Annotated in this window: 21 protein-coding genes; 12 read left to right on the plus strand and 9 right to left on the minus strand. The window is 36.0% G+C overall.

Annotation, left to right across the window (positions count from 1 at the left end; all coding sequences use genetic code 11):
- Positions 1-79: 79 nt before the first annotated feature.
- Genes rlmN through hisF form a run of 3 tightly spaced genes read right to left on the minus strand, consistent with a single transcriptional unit; the run spans position 80 to position 2,466 of the window.
- Positions 80-1,156 (minus strand): 23S rRNA (adenine(2503)-C(2))-methyltransferase RlmN, encoded by a 1,077-nt coding sequence (rlmN, locus tag UCH001_RS00490; protein ID WP_067172790.1) that lies wholly within the window; start codon positions 1,154-1,156, stop codon positions 80-82.
- Positions 1,157-1,162: 6 nt separating this feature from the next.
- Positions 1,163-1,711 carry a purine-nucleoside phosphorylase gene (locus UCH001_RS00495; RefSeq protein ID WP_067172791.1) on the minus strand — a complete coding sequence of 183 codons (549 nt, stop codon included), beginning with the start codon at positions 1,709-1,711 and terminating at the stop codon, positions 1,163-1,165.
- On the minus strand, positions 1,708-2,466 hold the full coding sequence (gene hisF / locus UCH001_RS00500) for an imidazole glycerol phosphate synthase subunit HisF (RefSeq protein WP_067172794.1): 759 nt from the start codon (positions 2,464-2,466) through the stop codon (positions 1,708-1,710). Before hisF ends, UCH001_RS00495 begins: the two co-directional genes overlap by 4 nt.
- Before the next feature lie 148 nt (positions 2,467-2,614).
- On the opposite strand from hisF, the gene rsmA reads away from it, so the two are divergent.
- Genes rsmA through UCH001_RS00535 form a run of 7 tightly spaced genes read left to right on the plus strand, consistent with a single transcriptional unit; the run spans position 2,615 to position 10,556 of the window.
- The gene (gene rsmA, locus UCH001_RS00505; protein ID WP_067172797.1) at positions 2,615-3,466 is read left to right on the plus strand and encodes a 16S rRNA (adenine(1518)-N(6)/adenine(1519)-N(6))-dimethyltransferase RsmA; all 852 of its coding nucleotides are present in this window, start codon (positions 2,615-2,617) and stop codon (positions 3,464-3,466) included.
- Entirely contained in the window at positions 3,426-5,417 is a 1,992-nt protein-coding gene (locus UCH001_RS00510; protein WP_067172800.1) for a ribonuclease J, read from the plus strand. Before rsmA ends, UCH001_RS00510 begins: the two co-directional genes overlap by 41 nt.
- An 8-nt stretch (positions 5,418-5,425) precedes the next feature.
- Positions 5,426-6,391: an SIS domain-containing protein gene (locus UCH001_RS00515; protein ID WP_067172803.1), complete on the plus strand. Its 966-nt coding sequence runs from the start codon at positions 5,426-5,428 to the stop codon at positions 6,389-6,391.
- Positions 6,392-6,401: 10 nt separating this feature from the next.
- The gene (locus UCH001_RS00520; RefSeq protein WP_231963944.1) at positions 6,402-7,214 is read left to right on the plus strand and encodes a pseudouridine synthase; all 813 of its coding nucleotides are present in this window, start codon (positions 6,402-6,404) and stop codon (positions 7,212-7,214) included.
- Complete coding sequence (locus tag UCH001_RS00525) at positions 7,204-8,403, plus strand: replication-associated recombination protein A (protein ID WP_067172809.1); 1,200 nt, start codon at positions 7,204-7,206, stop codon at positions 8,401-8,403. The genes UCH001_RS00520 and UCH001_RS00525 overlap by 11 nt, the downstream gene beginning before the upstream one ends.
- Before the next feature lie 39 nt (positions 8,404-8,442).
- The gene (locus UCH001_RS00530) at positions 8,443-10,281 is read left to right on the plus strand and encodes a flagellar hook-length control protein FliK (RefSeq protein WP_067172811.1); all 1,839 of its coding nucleotides are present in this window, start codon (positions 8,443-8,445) and stop codon (positions 10,279-10,281) included.
- Positions 10,278-10,556, plus strand: coding sequence for an EscU/YscU/HrcU family type III secretion system export apparatus switch protein (locus UCH001_RS00535; RefSeq protein ID WP_067172813.1), 279 nt, complete (start codon positions 10,278-10,280; stop codon positions 10,554-10,556). Before UCH001_RS00530 ends, UCH001_RS00535 begins: the two co-directional genes overlap by 4 nt.
- Before the next feature lie 3 nt (positions 10,557-10,559).
- Here the strand turns inward: UCH001_RS00535 and UCH001_RS00540 are convergent, their stop codons facing one another.
- Together UCH001_RS00540 and purM are read right to left on the minus strand one after the other, a co-directional pair.
- Entirely contained in the window at positions 10,560-11,345 is a 786-nt protein-coding gene (locus tag UCH001_RS00540) for a YdcF family protein (RefSeq protein WP_067172817.1), read from the minus strand.
- Positions 11,345-12,340: a phosphoribosylformylglycinamidine cyclo-ligase gene (gene purM / locus UCH001_RS00545; protein ID WP_067172820.1), complete on the minus strand. Its 996-nt coding sequence runs from the start codon at positions 12,338-12,340 to the stop codon at positions 11,345-11,347. Before purM ends, UCH001_RS00540 begins: the two co-directional genes overlap by 1 nt.
- Before the next feature lie 90 nt (positions 12,341-12,430).
- Here purM and coaE point away from each other — a divergent pair, with 90 nt between their 5' ends.
- From coaE to UCH001_RS00560, 3 genes are read left to right on the plus strand one after another with little or no spacing between them, the layout of a single operon-like run.
- Positions 12,431-13,036, plus strand: a complete 606-nt coding sequence (gene coaE / locus UCH001_RS00550; protein WP_067172823.1) for a dephospho-CoA kinase — start codon at positions 12,431-12,433, stop codon at positions 13,034-13,036.
- Positions 13,017-13,760 carry a diaminopimelate epimerase gene (dapF, locus tag UCH001_RS00555; RefSeq protein ID WP_067172826.1) on the plus strand — a complete coding sequence of 248 codons (744 nt, stop codon included), beginning with the start codon at positions 13,017-13,019 and terminating at the stop codon, positions 13,758-13,760. The genes coaE and dapF overlap by 20 nt, the downstream gene beginning before the upstream one ends.
- Before the next feature lie 4 nt (positions 13,761-13,764).
- Positions 13,765-14,484, plus strand: a complete 720-nt coding sequence (locus tag UCH001_RS00560; RefSeq protein ID WP_067172827.1) for a glucosaminidase domain-containing protein — start codon at positions 13,765-13,767, stop codon at positions 14,482-14,484.
- A gap of 12 nt (positions 14,485-14,496) precedes the next feature.
- On the opposite strand, the gene prfA is transcribed toward UCH001_RS00560, so the two are convergent.
- The 4 genes from prfA to UCH001_RS00580 form a co-directional block, all read right to left on the minus strand.
- Positions 14,497-15,564, minus strand: coding sequence for a peptide chain release factor 1 (gene prfA, locus UCH001_RS00565; RefSeq protein WP_067172830.1), 1,068 nt, complete (start codon positions 15,562-15,564; stop codon positions 14,497-14,499).
- Positions 15,565-15,599: 35 nt separating this feature from the next.
- Entirely contained in the window at positions 15,600-15,875 is a 276-nt protein-coding gene (gene rpsT / locus UCH001_RS00570) for a 30S ribosomal protein S20 (RefSeq protein ID WP_067172833.1), read from the minus strand.
- 111 nt (positions 15,876-15,986) lie between these two features.
- Entirely contained in the window at positions 15,987-17,699 is a 1,713-nt protein-coding gene (locus UCH001_RS00575; protein ID WP_067172836.1) for a TrkA family potassium uptake protein, read from the minus strand.
- A 12-nt stretch (positions 17,700-17,711) separates the two neighbouring features.
- Positions 17,712-18,089, minus strand: coding sequence for a DUF6394 family protein (locus tag UCH001_RS00580; protein WP_067172839.1), 378 nt, complete (start codon positions 18,087-18,089; stop codon positions 17,712-17,714).
- A gap of 119 nt (positions 18,090-18,208) precedes the next feature.
- Here UCH001_RS00580 and glmM point away from each other — a divergent pair, with 119 nt between their 5' ends.
- On the plus strand, positions 18,209-19,549 hold the full coding sequence (gene glmM, locus UCH001_RS00585; RefSeq protein ID WP_067172841.1) for a phosphoglucosamine mutase: 1,341 nt from the start codon (positions 18,209-18,211) through the stop codon (positions 19,547-19,549).
- Positions 19,542-19,988, plus strand: coding sequence for a signal peptidase II (gene lspA, locus UCH001_RS00590; RefSeq protein ID WP_067172843.1), 447 nt, complete (start codon positions 19,542-19,544; stop codon positions 19,986-19,988). Before glmM ends, lspA begins: the two co-directional genes overlap by 8 nt.
- Positions 19,989-20,057 lie beyond the last annotated feature (69 nt).

Consider the following 20,057-nt stretch of genomic DNA (forward strand, 5'->3'; position numbering starts at 1 on the left):
TTCTTTTTTAAAGAGGACTGTAACGAGTCCTCCTACTCCTATAATTACAACAATAATTAAAAATCCTAATTGAAAAAGATCAAGCATTGTCATGTTTCTCTTCCTTATCTTTTAATTGTCCACACGCTGCACTGATGTCCAATCCTTTTGACTGGCGAATGGTACACAACACACCATGATCAACAAGATATTGTTGAAATGCAACCATATCTTTCTCTAAAGGTCTACCAAAATCACTTCCTGGATGAGGATTGAAATAAATCAAATTAACTTTCGATTTTATGCCATGTAGCAGCTTCACCAGCTTCTTTGCACTCTTTTGGTCATCATTGACTCCTTTCATGACCAAATATTCAAACATGACCCGTTTACGAGCATCTATTGGGAATGCTTTTACCGCATTGATGATGGATTCAATATTATAGGCTTTGTTAATTGGCATAAGTGTTTGTCTAAGTTCATCATCAACAGCATGAAGTGAAATAGCTAGTAAAACGCCTAAATCCATCTTACCCAACTTTTCAATTTGAGAACTGAGTCCACTCGTAGAAATCGTTTGCCTGCGCGGTGAGATAGAAAGACCATCTAAATCATTAAAGATACGTACAGCCTTACTCACGTTAGTGAGGTTGTCTAATGGTTCACCCATGCCCATATAAACAATGTTAACTCGCCTATTTTCTGCAATTGCGTTATCTCGTTTGATCATTAAAATTTGAGATGTTATTTCACCTACTGTGAGATTTCGTTTAAAACCACTTTTACCAGTTAAACAAAATGCGCAGCCAATTTTACAGCCTACCTGTGAAGAGATACAGATGGTGTAACGTGTATGATGCACAAGCTTACCATCTTCATCAGTTTGTTCTTGTTTCATAGGTAGAAGAACAGATTCCACTGTGCTCCCATCTTTAAGTGCAAAAAGATATTTTTTACTACCATCCCTACTCTCTTCAACTTTTACAATTCGAAGTGGATCAAGATAGTATGTAGCATTGAGCTGCTCTTTTAAATCTTTTGGCAAATTTTTCATTTCATCAAACGACGTAACGTATTTTTGATAGAGCCATTGATAGATTTGTTTAGCTCTAAAAGAAGGTTTTATAACTTCAGATAGTTCTTCTTTTGAAAGATCAAATATATTTTGTTTTTCCATAATTCCTCAAATTTTCATATTTTTTTCTACATGCAATATAATAAGTTCTTTTGCTTTTGCATGGTTTTTTATAAAATCAGTATGGGCATTTTCGTTGCAATAATTTGTTACAACAAAAAGACCAGAACAGGGAATTTTAAATTGATTGGCAACACTAATAACCGAAAAAAATTCCATGTTTTCAAGTTCAATACTCTTTTCAATCATTTTATTGGCGATTGATGTATCAACGGTAATGTAATTGCTTGAATTAACAATAGGAGAAAGATAATTTGTTCCACGTGAAACATATGGAATCTCTGAATCAATTTGATTCTTTAAAGGGGTATAGCACTGATTTTGTAAATAGCCTAGCTCAATATTGGCAGCACTATGGCTATGAACAATTTCAAATGGTTGATAATTACCATAGCTACCTGCTGTTCCAACAAAAAATAAAAAAGCTGGTTTTTCTTCAAGAATCAATTTTGTAAGATTGATAGCACTTTCTATAAGACCAACACCAATTGGTTTTGCAAAATCGAACGTTTCATTACGTCCTGCACAGAGAATCATAATCTTACTGCAATTCCCTCATGTGCGAGGTAGCGTTTTAAATCCATAATATCAATTTCTTTAAAGTGGAAAATGGAAGCAGCAAGTGCAGCATCAGCACCATTTAAAAATGCATCTTTGATATGTTCCATCGTCCCCGCTCCACCACTTGCAATGACAGGAATGTTAAGCATATTGCTCATTTGAGAGGTTAATGGGATATCATAACCATTTTTTGCGCCATCACAGTCCATAGAAGTTAAAAGTATTTCTCCTGCTCCACGTTCTTGCGCTTCTTTAGCCCAAGCAAGAGCATCAAGACCAGTATCAATCCTTCCACCATTGATAAAAACATGCCACGAATCACCCATACGTTTAGCATCAATTGCGACAACAATACACTGTGAACCAAAACGTTTTGATGACTCATCAATAAAATGCGGATTTGCAATAGCAGGAGAATTGATGCTTACTTTATCGCATCCTACATTTAAAAGACGGTAAATATCATCCAGTGTTCGAATACCCCCTCCAACAGTGAGTGGTATAAAAACTTCTCGTGCAACTTTTTCAACAATATCTACAATCGTTCCACGACCTTCATGACTCGCTGTAATATCTAAAAAAGTGAGTTCATCTGCACCCTCTTCATTATAGCGTTTTGCTATTTCAACAGGATCTCCTGCATCTTTGAGTCCAACAAAATTAACACCCTTTACAACACGTCCATTTTTAACATCGAGACAAGGGATAATACGTTTAGCAAAATGCTCCATAAACACTCTTTTTTAGATAAATTATAGAGTCAAATGATAGCGAAAGAATTAAAAAAAACTTCTGAATAGGGAGATTAATTAAGACTATAACTCTTTTATAAGTAAAGATTAGCTACAATCGGATAAATTTTAGAAAACAGGGTACAAATTGATAGAGGCAAAAAAGAAATTTGGCCAAAATTTTTTAAAAGATAGTACTGTTCTGAATAAAATCATCCAAGCGATGCCCCGAAACGATCGTAAACTCGTTGAAATAGGGCCTGGCTTAGGTGATTTGACGCAAGAACTGCTAAAGGTTAAGTCTTTAGTAGCATACGAGGTCGATGAAGACTTGTGCGTTTATTTGAGAAAAAAATTCTCAAAAGAGATAGATATGGGGAGCCTAACATTGGTCCACACCGATGTTTTAAGCCAATTTGAAAAAGGGTCACTGCTCAATGAACCCTATGATTTGGTGGCGAATTTACCCTACTATATTGCGACAACTATTATTTTGGAAGCTTTAGAAGACCCTTATTGTAAATCAATAGAGGTAATGGTTCAAAAAGAGGTTGCAGAGAAATTTGCAGCAGTTCCTAAAACCAAAGAGTTTACTTCTTTAGCTATTTTAGCTCAAAGTATTGGTTCCGCAGAACTACTTTTTGATGTCGATCCAACATCGTTTGATCCACAGCCTAAAGTTGTCTCTTCTATTCTCAAAATTGACAAACAAAAAGAGTTTGTTGAGGGGTCATTCTCAGGTATCTTTGAAAATAAAGAGCAATTGCAAAGCTTTAAAAAATATTTGCGCAGCTCTTTTCAAAGTCCAAGAAAGACTTGGTTGAAAAATATTTCATCTGAGTTTGATAAGCAATCTGTAAAAAATTTGATGCAGATGCATAATCTCCCTGAAACCATTCGTCCTCATGAAATAAGCGTCTTGTCTCATCATCTACTATTTAAACATTTAAGGTTGAATGATGCAAGAAAACGAAGTAACGCAACAACAGAACAACAGTAATCCAAAGCCCAAAGAACATACACCAAAAGCTTCAGGACAATCCAAACAAACGCATACTAACACTAAAAAACAAGTGAGTCAAAACTCACAAACAAATCCTCCTAAAGACGCATCAAGCGAACCTAGCGAGAAAAAACCGCGCAATAACAGACGACGAAAAGGTAACAAATCTCCTACAGCATCAATTGAAGGTAATGAGCCTTGGCAAAGAGATATGAAAAAGGCGATTGAAGCCAACCAAAAAATGCACAGAGAGAGACTCAATCGCTCAAACTTGATCGACCAGACTTCAAAGGGAAAGATTAAGATCACACCACTGGGTGGACTGGGTGAAATTGGTGGAAATATCTGTGTATTTGAAACCGATACCTCAGCGATTGTATTGGATGTAGGTATGAGTTTTCCGAGTGAAGATATGCACGGTGTTGATATTTTAGTACCAGATTTTAGCTATTTACGTCAAATTAAGAAAAAAATAGCTGGAATTATTATTTCACATGCTCATGAAGATCATATTGGGGCAATCTCTTATCTTTTCAAAGAGATGCAATTTCCTCTTTATGCAACGCCACTGCCACTGGGTATGATTTCAAATAAATTCGATGAACACGGTCTTAAAGTGCACAAAAAATACTTTAGACCTGTTGAAAAACGTAAAATCTATAAAATTGGGGAGTTTGAAATAGAGTGGATTCACATTACGCACTCTATCATTGATGCATCCTCACTTGCTATTACAACAGATGCTGGAACGATTATTCACACAGGTGATTTTAAAATTGACCACACACCAATTGATGGTTATGTGACTGACCTCAATCGTTTTGCGCATTACGGCGAGAAAGGTGTTTTGTGTTTGATGAGTGACAGTACAAACTCTTATAAAGAGGGTATTACACGTTCTGAAAGCACCGTTGGAAAGACGTTTGATTCAATCTTCGCAAAATCAAAAGGACGTGTCATTATGTCTACGTTCTCTTCCAATATTCACAGGGTTTACCAAGCAATTGATTATGGTTTGAAATATGGGCGAAAAGTATGTGTTATTGGGCGTTCAATGGAGAGAAACCTTTTTACAGCGATAGATTTAGGTTACATTCAATTGGATAAAAGTATTTTTATTGATCCGCATGAAGTAAATAAGCATAATGATAAAGATGTTCTTATCGTAACGACAGGAAGCCAAGGTGAAACGATGAGCGCGTTGTATCGTATGGCTACAGATGAGCATAGACATATTAAAATTAAGCCAACTGATCAAATTATTATTTCCGCAAAAGCAATTCCTGGTAATGAAGGCAGTGTTTCTAAAGTACTAAACTTCTTACTAAAAAGTGGAGCTAACGTAGCATACCAAGATTTTAGTGAAATTCACGTTAGTGGTCATGCTGCACAAGAAGAGCAAAAGTTGATTTTACGCCTTGTAAAACCACGATTTTTCTTGCCAGTACACGGTGAGTATAATCATATTTCAAAACATAAAGAAACTGCTATGCAGTGTGGTATTCCTGAGCGTAATATTTATCTGATGAGCGATGGCGATCAGGTTGAAGTATGTGCAAAATATATGAAAAAAATTAAAACCATTAAAACAGGAAAAGTGTTTATCGATAATCAAATTAATGAACAAATTGCAGATGATGTTGTTATTGATCGTCAAAAGTTAGCAGATTCTGGTTTAGTCATGTTAGTGATTCAGATTGATAAGAGTGAGCATAAATTGATTTCAAAGCCAAAAATTATCAGCTATGGGTTAGTACCAGATCGTGATGATAAAGCTTTCTCTATTGAGATGGAGGGCGTTATTGATCAGTTTATTGTTAATGCAAAAGCAGAACTTCTTGAAAATGCGAGAGCATTGGAAAATGAGGTTCGACAGGTAGTTCGCAAGCATATCTATCGCCAAATGAAAAAATACCCAACGATCGTACCGACGATCTTTATGATGTAGGAAATATGATGCAAGATTTTAAAGCAATAGCCAAAGAAGTATTAGAACTAGAAGCAAAAGAGCTCTTAAATGCAGCTCATATGATTGGTGATGAGATAAGCGAAGCAACCAATGTTATCGCTAACATTAAAGGGAAACTGATTGTAACAGGCGTAGGTAAAAGTGGTTTAATTGGAGCTAAAATTGCAGCAACATTAGCAAGTACAGGTACCAGTAGCTTTTTTCTCCATCCGACAGAAGCAATGCACGGTGATCTTGGAATGGTAGGAAAAGATGATGCTGTGTTAGCGATTAGTTATAGTGGTGAAAGTGAAGAGCTTATTAAAATATTGCCACATATCAAACGTTTTGATATTCCTTTAATTGGCATGGCACGCAGCAAAGAGTCTTCTTTAGGGCATTACAGCGATATCTTCTTGCCATTGCACATTGAAAAAGAAGCGTGTCCACTTGATGCAGCACCAACATGTTCAACTACACTCACACTTGCTCTTGGTGATGCGTTAGCAGTTTGTTTGATGAAAAAGAAAAATTTTCAAAAAGAGGATTTTGCATCATTCCATCCTGGTGGTAGTTTAGGTAAGCGTTTGTTTGTCAAAGTGAAGGATTTGATGCTCACGCAATCACTTCCAATTGTCCATGAGACAACTAAACTCAAAGATGCCATCATAACCATGAGTGAAGGCAGACTAGGTAATGTTCTCATTACAGATAAAGACAATAAACTCTTAGCAATTTTAAGCGATGGAGATTTGCGTAGAGCGCTCATGAGAGATGATTTTAGCATGGATGCAACAGCATACGAATATGCTACAAAAAATCCAAAAAAACTAGACGATGAAACGCTTTTAGCGAGTGATGCATTGGCGTTCATTGAAACATATAAAATACAGCTTTTAGCGATCACTGATAAAGTAGGGACGCTTAGAGGTGTTTTACATATCCACCATTTAGTGGAAGCAGGAATAAAATAATATGGAATTAATGAGACTAAACAAAATGATTTCGCATAACACGCATTATTCAAGACGTGAGGCGGATGAACTTATCAAAACAGGACAGGTCAAAGTAGATGGAAAAGTCGTTCAAGACCTTTCCACGCAAGTGAGTTTTAAAAATAAAATTGAATTAAATGGCAAAGCCCTTTTTGAAAAACATGGATATTCAGTGATTGTATATCACAAACAAAAAGGTGAGTTAGTAAGTAAAAAAGATGATCGTGGTCGTAAAACGATTTACGATACCCTCCCCTCAAAATTTGGACATTATCTTAGTGTAGGAAGACTAGACTTTGCAAGTGAAGGACTCCTTCTTTTATGTGATTCTCCTTCAGTCGTTTCAGCACTGATGCATGGTGATTTAGAACGTGTGTATTATGTCAAAATCAACGGCATGGTAACACCGGCAATGGAAAAAGCAATGCAAGAGGGACTCTCCTTAGAAGATGCTCGTAAAGGTGGACATGCGAAAAGTGAAATTCGTGCAATGGACTTTGCACCGTTTCTTTCCTATCGAATTATCAAAAATAGCCCAACGTTTTCAACGATTAAAGTGATGATTAACGAAGGCAAAAACAGAGAGCTTCGACGCTTCTTTGGTTATTTTGATGTAGATGTTGTCGATCTAAAACGTGTAAGCTATGGCAAAATTGATTTAGGTATGCTCAAACCTGGCAAGCATCGCTTTTTTACAGGAAGCGAATACTCTGCACTAAGAGATTATCTTGAATATATGAAAAAAGATAACGGCAAAGAAGCTAAGAGTGCTGATTGGGATGAAGAGGACGATGATCAATAACTTCGCCCTCTTCTTTCGCCCAAAAGCGATTGAAGAGTTAGCAGGACAAAAGCACCTTAGTGGTGAAAGTAGCCCTTTTCGTAAGCTTTTAAAGTCTGGCTCTATGAGCCACTCTCTTTTCTTCGGTCCTGCTGGCGTGGGAAAAACGACATTAGCACGCATTGTAGCTAGCGAATTAGGACTTCCGTTTTATGAACTTGATGCAACCAGTGTCAAAGTAGAAGAGATTCGCAAAATCCTCTCCCAGCATCGAGGTGCTTTACAAAAACCGCTTATATTTATTGATGAAATTCATCGTCTCTCAAAAACGCAGCAAGAGGTACTGTTGTTGCCTATGGAAAATCATGAAGCGATTGTGATTGGAGCTTCAACAGAAAACCCCTACTTTGTGCTAAGTTCTGGTATACGTTCACGCATGATGCTTTTTGAGTTTTATCCACTCGAATATCAAGATCTGAAAGCAATTGTTGGGCGTGTACGTGAAAAAGTGACATTTGAAATTGATGAAGATGCGTTAGCGTATTTGATAAGCTCAAGTGCGGGTGATAGCAGAGCGTTATTAAATCTACTTGAGTTCTCGCTCAAAGTTGATTTACATGTTACGCTTGAAATGCTCAAAACTTTACGACCTAGTGCTTTAAAAGATGGTGTTAGTTCTGATAACACGCATTATAACTTGATTAGTGCCATGATTAAGAGTGTTAGAGGTTCCGATGTTGATGCGGCTCTATATTATCTAGCGCGTTTGATTGATGGAGGAGAAAGCCCTGATTTTATTGCTAGACGCCTTGTTATTCTTGCAAGTGAAGATATTGGCAATGCCAATCCCAATGCATTAAATCTTGCCTCTAGTACACTCTTAAGCGTGAGTAAAATAGGTTATCCAGAAGCACGTATTATCCTCTCACAATGCCTTATCTATTTAGCGTGTAGTCCAAAGTCTAATAGCGCTTATTTAGCTATAAATAGTGCCTTAGACTATGTGAAAAACGAAAAAGCACTTAAAGTACCATCTCATCTTAAAAGCCCTTCTCCTAAAGGGTATCTTTATCCTCATGATTTTGGTGGTTGGGTCGAACAAAAATATCTTGAAAAACCACTTCATTTTTACAATAATTTGCCGATAGGGTATGAGAAAACACTTTCTGAGTGGCTTGTTAAAATTAAAACAAAAGATAAATTATCCTAAAAAGGTACGTACCATGATGTGCGGTATAGAGGTATTTTGATGGACGTTACAACGGCTTCACTGCTTGCTAATCAGCTTCAGACACTGGATCCAAAAGCAACAGCCAAAGAAAATGCTACCAAAATTATCCAAGATAGTGCTGATATTCCCTTATCACTCAGTGCACAAAAAAGTACAACAACACCCAATAATGCACAAGAAGTTGTTGGGCAGCTTTTAAGCACTGCTGTCAGTGAAGCAAAATCTAAAAGTGCCATTTTTGAAATTTTGCAAAATAACCAATTGTTTAAAAATATGGGTAATTTTGCAGAAGATATCAAGAGTTTAACGTCTCTTATTAAACTTGATTCATCGATTACTAAGCCACTAGCTCTCTTACAACTTTTTTCTAAAAATATTGAGCAAGTAGATGTCAAGATGCTTCAAGAACAAATAAAGAATTCAGGTATTTTTTTTGAATCAAAGTTAGCTAACATTGTTACTCAAAAAGGTGTTGCAGAAACAATTCAGACACTTACATTAGAGCTAAAAGAGCATTTTAGTAGTACCAGTACAGCAGTGAGCCCTATTGCCAAAGAAATTACTGTAATTATGGATCGACTCAATACTTTGCAAGAACTTTCATCAAAAGAGGCTCAAATAAGCCTTAAAAGCCTACTTGACCTTTTTCGTCAAAGCATTAAAAAAGAGCTTACATCTGAGACTATTCCTATGTTTAAAGAGGTCTATCAAACGGTTCAAAAGCTTGATTATGCCATTGAACAGATGGATCTTATTAACTCAAAAATTGATAATTATCCTCCGAGTATGAAAGTAGAAGAACATTTTACGACACAGGTAAAAGTGTTGTTAGAGCAGATAAAAGAGAATTTGAGTACTTTACAGTTAGATGACTTACAACCGAAGATTGATCAATTACTTACTAAAGAAACGTTATTAAAACAAGGCAATACTACAACTCCTCTTCTAACAAACGATGCGTTAGAAAGTGTTACTAACGAAGTTAAACAAGAAATTGTTCATTCCCCTACTCAATCACTGTTAAAGAATGATAATTCGATTGATGAAACACATTTACTCACTAAAGAAGCGATCAAAGCACCAGAACAAAGTATATCTCCTACTTCATTAGCGACAGCACTAAGCAGCAATACAAATTTTCAGAAATCTTCTGAAACAGTCGAAGAAGCGCTTAAGATGGTTGTAAATCGCCTTAAGCAGCAGATCGAAATTTTGGATACTAAAACAATTCAGCAGGCTAATTTTGTCGATAAAAGTGCAATTTTGGAACAAAAAATTCATAGCTTGATTAAACCAGAGCTTTTTGTAGGTAAAGCTATGACGCAGAAACTTTCACTGGACCCAACAGATGTTGAACTATTGAGTGACATGAAAGGTGTCTTAACAAAGTTGAATGATTCTTTGGCTCCAACACCTCAGAATCGAGAGGCATTGGAGATTACCAACCGATTATTGACACAAATTGAGTACCATCAACTTTTTTCTTATGTGAGTAGCTCAACGCATCTTTACATTCCTTTTAGCTGGGATGGGCTAAATGGAGGCTCGATGATGATGAAACAAACGAGCGATGAGAAGTTTCATTGTCAGATTGATCTTGATTTAGAACAGTATGGGAAGCTTAATATGATGCTTTTGCTTTCAGGAGAAAAGTATATTGATATTTCTATTGCAGCTCAAAAAAAAGAGTTAGGCGAAAAAATTACACAACAATTAGTTGAACTTAAGCGTGCTTTAAATGAGGTAGGACTCATTACGGGTACTGTAAAAATGTTAGAATATAAAGACGTAAGTGCCGTTAAAAATGACTATTTTAGTGGCGAGAAGCTTCAATTTGGGATTAATATTAAGATATGAATACACCAACACCAAAACCTCAAAAAGCTGTTGCTCTTAAATACGATCGTGAAAAAAGTGGTGCACCCAAAGTGATTGCTTCTGGTAAAGGCGAGGTAGCCAATAATATTATCAAGTTAGCGCAAGAACACGATATTTTTATTAAAAAAGACGCAGATTTGGTGGAACTTCTCTCCAAGATAGAGCTTAACAAGGAAATCCCACCGATGTTGTATAAAGCGGTTGCCGAGGTTTTTAGCTTCATCTACAAAATTACAGATGATAAGCGCAAATAAAAGCTAAATACCTCGTACTTTTAGACTTAAGAGCCCTACATACTCATGCAGTGCAATATAGCTTTTGTAAAGTGAATGTGCATTAGGAAGATAATCCCACATATCTTTAGCTCTGTGATTGATTTTAAAATTAGTTGCTGCAGGAATCACTTTAAATCCAAAGTGTTCATAAAGCCTAATTGAGCGTTTCATGTGATACGCAGATGTCACAAGATAGATAGTCGGCTCTTTAAGCCCTGCTTTTTCAAAAGCAACTTTACTGAATTCAGCATTTTGGTAAGTGTCGAGACTTTTGTCTTCTACATGCAAAGAAAACTCTTTGGTACTTAGACTTTTTGAAGTTGGTGTAGCAATTTCAAGATAGAGTTTCAACTCTTTGAGACTATCTAAAAAAGCATCACTCTCTAAATACTCTTTTTGCGTTCCACCACCACTAAAAAGTAATGGAAGATTGTTAGATTTTGCAACCATGAGTCCCCACATCATACGCTTATATGCATCACTACTAAGTGGTAGATTCGCAACACCTTGCGTATGCCCTCCTCCAAGCACAATAACAGCATCTACAGGTGTCTTGACAATGTTTTGGTTAAAAGGATCTTCCAATGGCCTTAAAAGCCAATCTGAGACATAAGAGTTGCTTAAAAGATAAAAAATAATGGCATTGGCTATAAAAAAGAGTCGAAAACGTTTTGCATAGAAAGCAGCAAGGAGAAAAAGAATAATAAAAATACCTGGTGGTAGCACCAGGTATGTAAAAAGCTTTGAGAGAATATAAACGCTACTCATTAGAGCATAATGGCACTACGTTCGCCAGCTTTAAGCTCACCGATGACATAGCCATCACTGTTTGCAAGTACATCATCGACATTTTCAGGGCTAACAACGAGGATCATGCCTACGCCCATATTGAAGGTACGATGCATTTCGCTTTCTTCTACGTATTGGCTCATAAAGTCAAAGACAGGGAGTGTTTGGATTTTTGATTTATAGACGTGTGCTTGTAAGCCTTCAGGAAGAACACGAGGAAGGTTTTCAACGATACCACCGCCTGTGATGTGTGCTAAAGCGTTGATTTTAGATTTAAGTGCTTTAAAAAGCTTAACATAGATGCGTGTTGGAGTTAAAAGGGTTTCAATGAGTGGCTTACCATTGAACTCTGTCTCAAATGTATAACCTAACTTATCAAAGAAGAGTTTACGTACCAGTGAAAAACCATTAGAGTGAACGCCAGAACTTGGAAGAGCAATGAGAACATCACCAGCTTTGACGTGTGGTAAGCGGTTCATTTCATCTTTTTCAGCAATACCAACAGCAAAACCTGCAAGATCAAAATCTTTACCGTGGTACATACCTGGCATTTCAGCAGTCTCTCCACCAATGAGTGAACACTCTGCTTGAATACAACCTTCTGCAATACCTTTAACAATGTTTACAGCAGCATCAATTTCGAGTTTACTCATAGCATAGTAATCAAGGAAGAAAAGTGGTGTACCGAAGTTACAGATAAGATCATTTGCACACATAGCAACAAGGTCAATACCAACAGTCTCATAAATTCCTGAATCAATAGCAAGTTTAAGTTTTGTTCCAACACCATCCGTTGCACCTAAAATAACAGGTTTTTGATACCCTGTAGGTAACTCATAGGCACCTGCAAAAGAGCCAATGCCTCCGATGACATTTTTATCAAAAGTAGATTTGACTAGTGGTTTAATATTTTCGACAAATTGGTTTCCCGCGTCTATATCGACACCAGCGTCTTTGTAGCTGACAGTGCTCATGGATATGCCTTTAGTGAGGTTATTGTTTAATAGATTTTAACAAAACTATGTTAAAATCGTTATAAAAATAGCAGAAGGTATTAAGATTAGATGGCGTATGAACATGCAATCGTTCTTACAGGCAGTATTGGAACAGGAAAGAGCACAGTTTCATCCATGTTGCAACATCATGGATTTGAAGTCATTGATGCCGATAAAATTTCAAAAGAGATTTTGCCTTTACACGTAGAAGAAGTAAGAGCGCTGTTTGGTGAGAATGTGATTGTCGATGGGCGTATTGATAGAAAAGCCCTCGGTGAAATTATTTTTAATGATAAAAATGAGCGTGAAAAGCTTAATGCTCTGATGCGACCATTGATTCGCGAAGAGATTTTTCGTCGAAGTGAACTTTTAGAAGTGAAACAGAAGCCTTACATTATCGATATACCTCTTTATTACGAGAGTGAAGGATACGACTGCAAATTGGTCGTTGTTGTTTATGCACCTGTTGAGGTTCAGCGTAAGCGATTAATGGTACGAGAGAATTTCACTAAAGAAGAAGCACAAAAGCGAATTGATGCGCAGATTAGTATTGAAGAGAAGAAGATCTTAGCCGATTTTCTTATTAATAACTCTTTTGATATGAAATTTCTAGAGAGTGAAATCGAAAAATTTATCAAATTTGTACGGGGAAAATATGCAAATTGCAAAATATAATGCAAATGGAAATGATTTTATTATTTTTCATACGTTTATCGAAAAAGATAGAAGTGCACTAGCGCAACAATTGTGCCATAGACAACGAGGTATTGGCGCAGATGGACTCATTGTTTTACTTCCGCATACAGAATATGACTTCAAATGGCAATTTTACAATAGTGATGGAAGCGTAGCCTCTATGTGTGGAAATGGTACACGTGCCTGCGCTCATTATGCATTTACACACCAATTGGCTGGTTCATCTATGCGCTTTTTAACAGGAGCGGGTGTTATTGCTTCTGTTGTAGAAAATGATAGTGTTGAGACAGAGTTAACAACGCCCAAAGTACTCAGTGAATCGTTTGAAGAGAATGGACTAACATGGCACTTTTGTGATACGGGAGTTCCACATTTAGTAACATTTGTTGATGATACAGCATGCTTTGATAAAATGATTGCTCGTCAAATGCGCTATAAGTATAATGCTAATGTTAATTATGCAAAACTTTCAAACAATGCATTACATGTCAGAACCTATGAACGTGGTGTTGAAGATGAAACACTCGCTTGTGGAACTGGTATGGCAGCATGTTTTTACAGTGCATATCGTCAAAAACTAGTGGGTGAGAGTGCTAATGTTTATCCAACCAGCGGAGACGAACTTGGATTACGCATTGAAGATCAAAGACTCTTTTTTAAAGGAAGAGTTCAAAAAGTCTTTGAGATGACTCTGGAACTTTAATTTCGTGAAGTTTTTCTCTACTCTTCTTATCGCCTCTTGTATGCTCATCCAGAGCTCTTTATATGCAGGAGGTTTATCTTCAGAGTACTACCAAATTGAAGATAATGCAAAACAAAAAGAGGAATTTATTCGCGAATTAAAAGTGTTGGTCGATAAAGGTAATGATGAGATTAAAAAAGATCGAGAATTCATTACCAATTTCTTTGCAAAAGCAATGCCGGATGCTTTTCGCGGTCTTAATCAACAAAATGTAGGCTATTTAATCTCTTTACGTAATAAATATGGCATAGAATCGCTTTTTGATCGAGATGAGTATTTTAAGCGAATTGATGTAATTCCTACTTCATTAGCATTAGCCCAAGCGGCACTTGAGAGTGGTTGGGGGAAAAGTCGTTTTGCACGAGAAGCAAATAATCTTTTTGGGCACTGGACCTATTCAGGTGTTGGTTTAATGCCACAAAATCGAACGATTGGTAAAACCCATATGATTCGTATCTTCGGATCACTTCAAAAATCCGTGAATTCGTATATGCTAAATCTCAATACTAATGATGCGTATATTGCATTTCGAGAAAAAAGACTACAAGCACGAAATAATGGGAAAATATATACTGGCATGGAAGCTGCAAAAACAATGATCAATTATTCTGAGCTAAAAGAAGAGTACATTAAAATGATCAGAGAGATGATCGAACAAAATAACCTACTCATCTATGACAAATAGGCTATTATTAAATTAGAGGTTAGCCTCTTTCATAAGTTCTGCTTGGTAGTGTGTAATAATAGGCTCAATAATCTCATCAAACAAACCACCTTCCATAATTGCATCTAAACGGTACAACGTAAGCCCTACTCTGTGGTCTGTGATACGATTTTGTGGGAAGTTATAGGTACGAATACGAGCACTTCTATCACCTGAGCCTACTTGCGTTTTTCGAGCTTCACTCTCTTTTGCATTGCGCTCTTGCATTTGCATATCATAGAGTTTTGCTTTGAGGATTTTCATAGCAGCATCTTTGTTTTTATGCTGCGATTTTCCATCTTGGTTTACAACAACAAGTCCTGTCGGTAAGTGAGTTATCCTAACGGCACTATCAGTCGTGTTAACTGATTGTCCACCGTTACCTGATGATCTCATGACATCAATTTTGAGATCTTTTTCTTGTATGTCGATTTCAACATCATCAACTTCAGGCATAACCGCCACTGTAACAGCTGAAGTATGTACACGACCTTGTGATTCAGTGAGTGGAACACGTTGAACTCTGTGTACACCACCTTCATATTTAAGACGAGAAAAAGCACCCTGCCCTTTAACAAGCGCGATAACCTCTTTAAATCCGTTGAGTACACCTTCGCTGAGAGAAACGACTTCTACTTTCCAGCCACGATTTTCGGCATAACGAAGATAAGATTTAAAAAGATCTGCAGCAAAAATAGCAGCTTCATCACCACCTGTACCTGCACGAATTTCTAAAAAGATATTACGTTCATCATTTGGATCAGTCGGTAAAAGGAGAACTTTGATCTCTTCTTCAATCTCCTCTTTACGTGGTTCAAGAGTTTTAAGTTCTTCTTTTGCAAGTTCACCTAACTCTTCATCCTCTAATAGGAGTTTGTTTTCTTCAATTTGCTCCAATGTTGAAAAATATTCAAGCGTTTTATCTTTAATTTTCTCTAATCCAGATTGTTCTTTTGAAAGTGCAGTCATCTTTTTAATATCAGTAGCGATATTAGGATCACTTAATAGTGTAGAAAGTTCATTATAACGTTCGAGAAATGGGAGTAATTTATCTTTTAACATGGGAAGAAACTAAATAAAGAGGGAGTTGCCGCAAGTTATGCAGCAACACTACCTAGCGTATTAACGAGTTGTGCTAATCTGCTTACACGACGAGCAGCTGTATTTTTAGTTAAAATACCTTTGCCTGCATAAGAGTGAAAGCTTTTATTCACATTTTTCAACGCAGTTTCAGCTGCCGCTTGATCACCAGCTTCAACAGCCTCTCTCACAGCTCTTGTAAGATTTTTGATTCTAGTTTTATAAAATCTATTTCTTTCTGTGCGTTTTTTCGTTTGTCTAATACGCTTTTCTGCTGACTTGTGGTTTGCCATAGATAAGCCTTTCGTTTTTAAATTTAGGCGTAGATTATATAAAAATAAAGATTAAATAGAACTTATTTTAAGGGCATTTTAAAATAGAAAAAGCAATCTTTTGAACTCATTTCATAGGTTTTGAGCTGATATGGACTCTTTTTTCCAGAGTTTATTAAAAAAACTTTTTTCTTCTCCATAATAAGCATAATGAAATTCATAAAAATTATTGGCAATATATTCGAGATGATTTTGCGCATTGGCATCACCTACAAATAAAAAGAGATCATTTTTTTCTAATGTACTTTCCCAGCTTGGAAGAAGCTCAACCTTTTTATTGCGTACACGCATTAAAGGAATAAGATTATTCGTTGAATTTCTATTTTTAAGTGAGGTCTTCAATAATGAGAGCTGCACGGTTAAAGTTTGAAGATTTTGAACTAACATAGGTGCTTGCGCATCATCAATTTTAAGAGTGAAGAGAAGAGGGTGTAAATTGATTTCAAGAAGCTTTTTGGTTAAAAGTATGACATCTTCTTCATTAAGGTCGTGAACATGTCGAATAAAAAGATCTAATGCTGGATTTAAAATGGCATTCACTGTTTTATGAATAAGAACTTTTGCTGGTATAAAGATAGTATCAATGTTTGAACTTTCAAAAATAGAAAAATCTTCTAACTCATTTTCTCGCGCGATGGTAATGATATTGGGGTTTAATTTTTTTGCCGTTGCTAGGATGGAAAGGTTATTGGTGTCATCATCTGTACCTGCAATAATGGCAACAGAAGTATCAATACCGAGTTGTTTTAGCATCTCTTTATCATCACCATCACCAATAAGAATCATTGGTTGATTGGTAATAGTATGATTATGGTTCATTTTTTGAGGATCAATTTCTGCAAAAGCAATCTCAAAATGATTTTGTTTAAGGACTTCATAAATACTTTTTCCCATACGACCGTATCCGCAAACAATGTATTTACCACGAGGAAGCATTAAAAGAGGATCATAAAGATTGCAAAGACCATAAATCCAACGTACCAGTCGTAACCTATGAGGTGTATTGATAGCCATATGGATGTGCTCGGCAATAATTTCAAAAGGGTTTTCAACAACTTGTACACCGACATCAATGAGATTTTCAGTCTGATTCTTGGTTGTAGATTTTATTGCCATAAAGATATTAGGATTCAAAACTTTAGAAGTCAGCGCAATGCGAAGATTAAGGGCATCATTTTCAAATAAACTGACAATAGCCCTACAATAAGGTGATTTTATACCTGCAAGTTCAAGTGCTTCAGGATTATAGGCATCAGCATTTAAACAAAAAACAGGCGGAGTAAAATTTTCTAGAAGAAGATGGTCTCTTTTTTCTTCTTCTTTCTCAATCACAACAGCTCTCAATCCATATTCATTCGCTTTTTTAATAATTTCACTTGTAATAGTGTTATAGCCTAAAATGATGATATATTTTTCTTTGAGATAAGCTACTTTTCGTGCAAATTTTGCTCTCTCAAACTCTTCTAAAAAAAGTTTATTTTGTAAAAGAGCTATGAGTGTACCTATACTGTAGAACCACCCTGTAACAGTGAAAAAAATTGACATAGAGACCCAGATACGTTGAGGGTAGGTAAAGGTGAAGGGTGTTTCCCCGAAGCCAATCGTTGTGGCAGTATAACTAATGAAATAAAAAGCATCAAAAATAGTGAGGTGGTAGGTTTTGCCTTCACTATCAACACCATCAATAATTAAAAGTCCAATAATAGAAATCGTATATGTAAAAATAATCACCAAAAATGGTGTACGCATTTTTTGCAAAATAAGCCATAAAGAACTGTGTTTCACGTGTTTATTCTCTTAACGTTTTGATTTGAGTGTATCGCCAATATAGAGTAAGACACTGGTTATATTGGCCAATAACGCTCCTCCACTTAAACTAATGATCATAGATGTAATTTCACGGTCAATACTATAAGCATAAGTAGCAACTGTCCAAATCGTTGCAGAGGCAATAAGTTGGATATCAGCTACAAGGCTTGTTGCTAATAAGACTGAGCCTAGTTGGGTTTTATCTCCAATTTTGAGTGTTGTCGCAATAATGTTTACTATAAGTGCTGCAAACAGTTCATATTTGCTATGTAGTTCAATATCCGTTAAATCACCGTAAAAAAATCCAAAATTAAGTGTCATTGCTAATATAAAAAAGAATCCTGAGATTACTTTGTCTAAATTCATCTATGCTCTCCTGCGGTTATATGTCATCTATACATTATATCCTTTAGATACAAAGATTAAAAAAGTTTTGTTACAATTTGCAAATCATTTTACAATGTAAAGAGAAAATAGGAAAAAAAATGAAACTTTTTGGAACAGATGGCGTAAGAGGCAAAGCAGGTAAAAAACTAAGTGCTTTTATGGCAATGCGCTTGGCAATGGCAGCAGGAATCTATTTTCGAAAAAATTCTATTACAAATAAAATATTAGTAGGTAAAGATACAAGACGTAGCGGTTATATGATTGAAAATGCCATTGTATCGGGATTAACGGCTGTAGGATATGATGTAAGGCAAATTGGCCCTATGCCAACACCAGCGATTGCATTTTTAACGGAAGACATGCGTTGTGATGCAGGTATTATGATTAGTGCTTCACATAACCCCTATTTTGATAATGGAATTAAATTTTTCGATAGCTTTGGCAATAAATTAGGCGAAAAAGAAGAAGCAGAAATTGAAAAAATCTATTTTGATGATGCACTTATTGAAGCAAATCAAAAAATAGAATTTGATATAGGTCGTTCTAAAAGAGTTGATGATGTTATTGGACGTTATATTGTACAGATAAAAAATTCATTTCCAAAAACGCTGACACTCAAAGGATTACGCATTGTCCTTGATACGGCAAATGGTGCTGCATATAAAGTCGCTCCAACGATTTTCAATGAACTTGGTGCAGATGTTATTATTATTAATGATGAGCCAAATGGAAGTAATATTAATCTAAATTGTGGAGCTTTGCATCCTGAAGAATTAGGTGAAGAGGTAAGACGTTTAAGGGCAGATATTGGTTTTGCTTTTGATGGAGATGCAGATCGTTTAGTTGTTGTAGATGAAAATGGCAATCCAATACACGGTGATAAGCTTTTAGGCAAAATTGCAACCTTTTTACAAAGCCAAAACAGACTTCCTAACAAAGGTGTGTGTGTTACTGTTATGAGTAATCAAGCGTTAGAAGATTATTTGGCTAAAACGAGTATAAAAACCTACCGTTGTGATGTAGGTGATAAAAACGTCTTAGAGTGTTTGTATAAAGAGAAAATAAACTTTGGCGGTGAACAGAGTGGGCACATTATTCTTTCAGATTTTGCTAAAACAGGAGATGCGTTAGTAGCTGCCCTTGCTGTTATGCACTGTTTGCTCACAGAAAAACAAAAAGTGAGTCAATTATTCAACCCTTTTGAACTTTATCCTCAATTGCAACAAAATATTAAAATTGATAATAAAATCCCTCTAGATGAACTCAAGGGCTACACTGCTCTTGTCTCAGAATTAGAAGATAAGAAAATTAGAGTTCTCATTCGCTATTCTGGAACTGAAAATTTATTGCGTATTTTACTTGAAGGACAAGATGAAAAACTGCTTGAAGAGTCCATGGAAAAAACAGTTAAATTTTTCAAAAGTGCTTTAAATGAATAAAAAATGGATGAGTATCGTCACTTCACTCTGTTTCATTTTTTTTGTTGACCAAATGATAAAAGCCTTTTTTTTAGAAGGTTTCCGTTGGAAAGGTGAATTTTTCTCATTGATATTGACCTACAATAAAGGTGTAGCATTTTCAATGTTTGCTTTCTTGGAAGAGTATCTGAAATATATTCAATTGCTTCTCGTAGGTGGCTTAGGTGCATATTTATTGTTTCATAAAGAAGTACTTCATCTTTATGCACTGCCTATAGGTATTATTGCAGGTGCTGCTCTTAGCAATATTTATGATCGTTTTATTCACGGTGGAGTTGTTGATTATTTTTTCTGGCATTATGGATTTGAATTTGCTGTTTTCAATTTTGCCGACGTAATGATCGATTTTGGTGTATTATTAATTTTATACCGTTCATGGAAAGCACCTAAAGAGGCTTAAAAGGTCTATTTTGCCTCTTATGATTTAAAAATTGTTGCATTTTTATTTTTTTTTGGTATAATCTCAGCT

Origin of the sequence: Sulfurospirillum sp. UCH001, from assembly GCF_001548035.1 — a bacterium.
Lineage (GTDB): Bacteria > Campylobacterota > Campylobacteria > Campylobacterales > Sulfurospirillaceae > Sulfurospirillum.

What these genes read in the sequence shown, in the direction of transcription:
- rlmN (WP_067172790.1), bottom strand. Translation starts at nt 1,156, where the DNA reads ATGGAAAAACAAAATATATTTGATCTTTCAAAAGAAGAACTATCTGAA.
- UCH001_RS00495 (WP_067172791.1), bottom strand. Translation starts at nt 1,711, where the DNA reads ATGATTCTCTGTGCAGGACGTAATGAAACGTTCGATTTTGCAAAACCA.
- hisF (WP_067172794.1), bottom strand. Translation starts at nt 2,466, where the DNA reads ATGGAGCATTTTGCTAAACGTATTATCCCTTGTCTCGATGTTAAAAAT.
- UCH001_RS00510 (WP_067172800.1), top strand. Translation starts at nt 3,426, where the DNA reads ATGCAAGAAAACGAAGTAACGCAACAACAGAACAACAGTAATCCAAAG.
- UCH001_RS00515 (WP_067172803.1), top strand. Translation starts at nt 5,426, where the DNA reads ATGCAAGATTTTAAAGCAATAGCCAAAGAAGTATTAGAACTAGAAGCA.
- UCH001_RS00520 (WP_231963944.1), top strand. Translation starts at nt 6,402, where the DNA reads ATGAGACTAAACAAAATGATTTCGCATAACACGCATTATTCAAGACGT.
- UCH001_RS00525 (WP_067172809.1), top strand. Translation starts at nt 7,204, where the DNA reads ATGATCAATAACTTCGCCCTCTTCTTTCGCCCAAAAGCGATTGAAGAG.
- UCH001_RS00530 (WP_067172811.1), top strand. Translation starts at nt 8,443, where the DNA reads ATGGACGTTACAACGGCTTCACTGCTTGCTAATCAGCTTCAGACACTG.
- UCH001_RS00535 (WP_067172813.1), top strand. Translation starts at nt 10,278, where the DNA reads ATGAATACACCAACACCAAAACCTCAAAAAGCTGTTGCTCTTAAATAC.
- UCH001_RS00540 (WP_067172817.1), bottom strand. Translation starts at nt 11,345, where the DNA reads ATGAGTAGCGTTTATATTCTCTCAAAGCTTTTTACATACCTGGTGCTA.
- purM (WP_067172820.1), bottom strand. Translation starts at nt 12,340, where the DNA reads ATGAGCACTGTCAGCTACAAAGACGCTGGTGTCGATATAGACGCGGGA.
- coaE (WP_067172823.1), top strand. Translation starts at nt 12,431, where the DNA reads ATGGCGTATGAACATGCAATCGTTCTTACAGGCAGTATTGGAACAGGA.
- dapF (WP_067172826.1), top strand. Translation starts at nt 13,017, where the DNA reads ATGCAAATTGCAAAATATAATGCAAATGGAAATGATTTTATTATTTTT.
- prfA (WP_067172830.1), bottom strand. Translation starts at nt 15,564, where the DNA reads ATGTTAAAAGATAAATTACTCCCATTTCTCGAACGTTATAATGAACTT.
- rpsT (WP_067172833.1), bottom strand. Translation starts at nt 15,875, where the DNA reads ATGGCAAACCACAAGTCAGCAGAAAAGCGTATTAGACAAACGAAAAAA.
- UCH001_RS00580 (WP_067172839.1), bottom strand. Translation starts at nt 18,089, where the DNA reads ATGAATTTAGACAAAGTAATCTCAGGATTCTTTTTTATATTAGCAATG.
- glmM (WP_067172841.1), top strand. Translation starts at nt 18,209, where the DNA reads ATGAAACTTTTTGGAACAGATGGCGTAAGAGGCAAAGCAGGTAAAAAA.
- lspA (WP_067172843.1), top strand. Translation starts at nt 19,542, where the DNA reads ATGAATAAAAAATGGATGAGTATCGTCACTTCACTCTGTTTCATTTTT.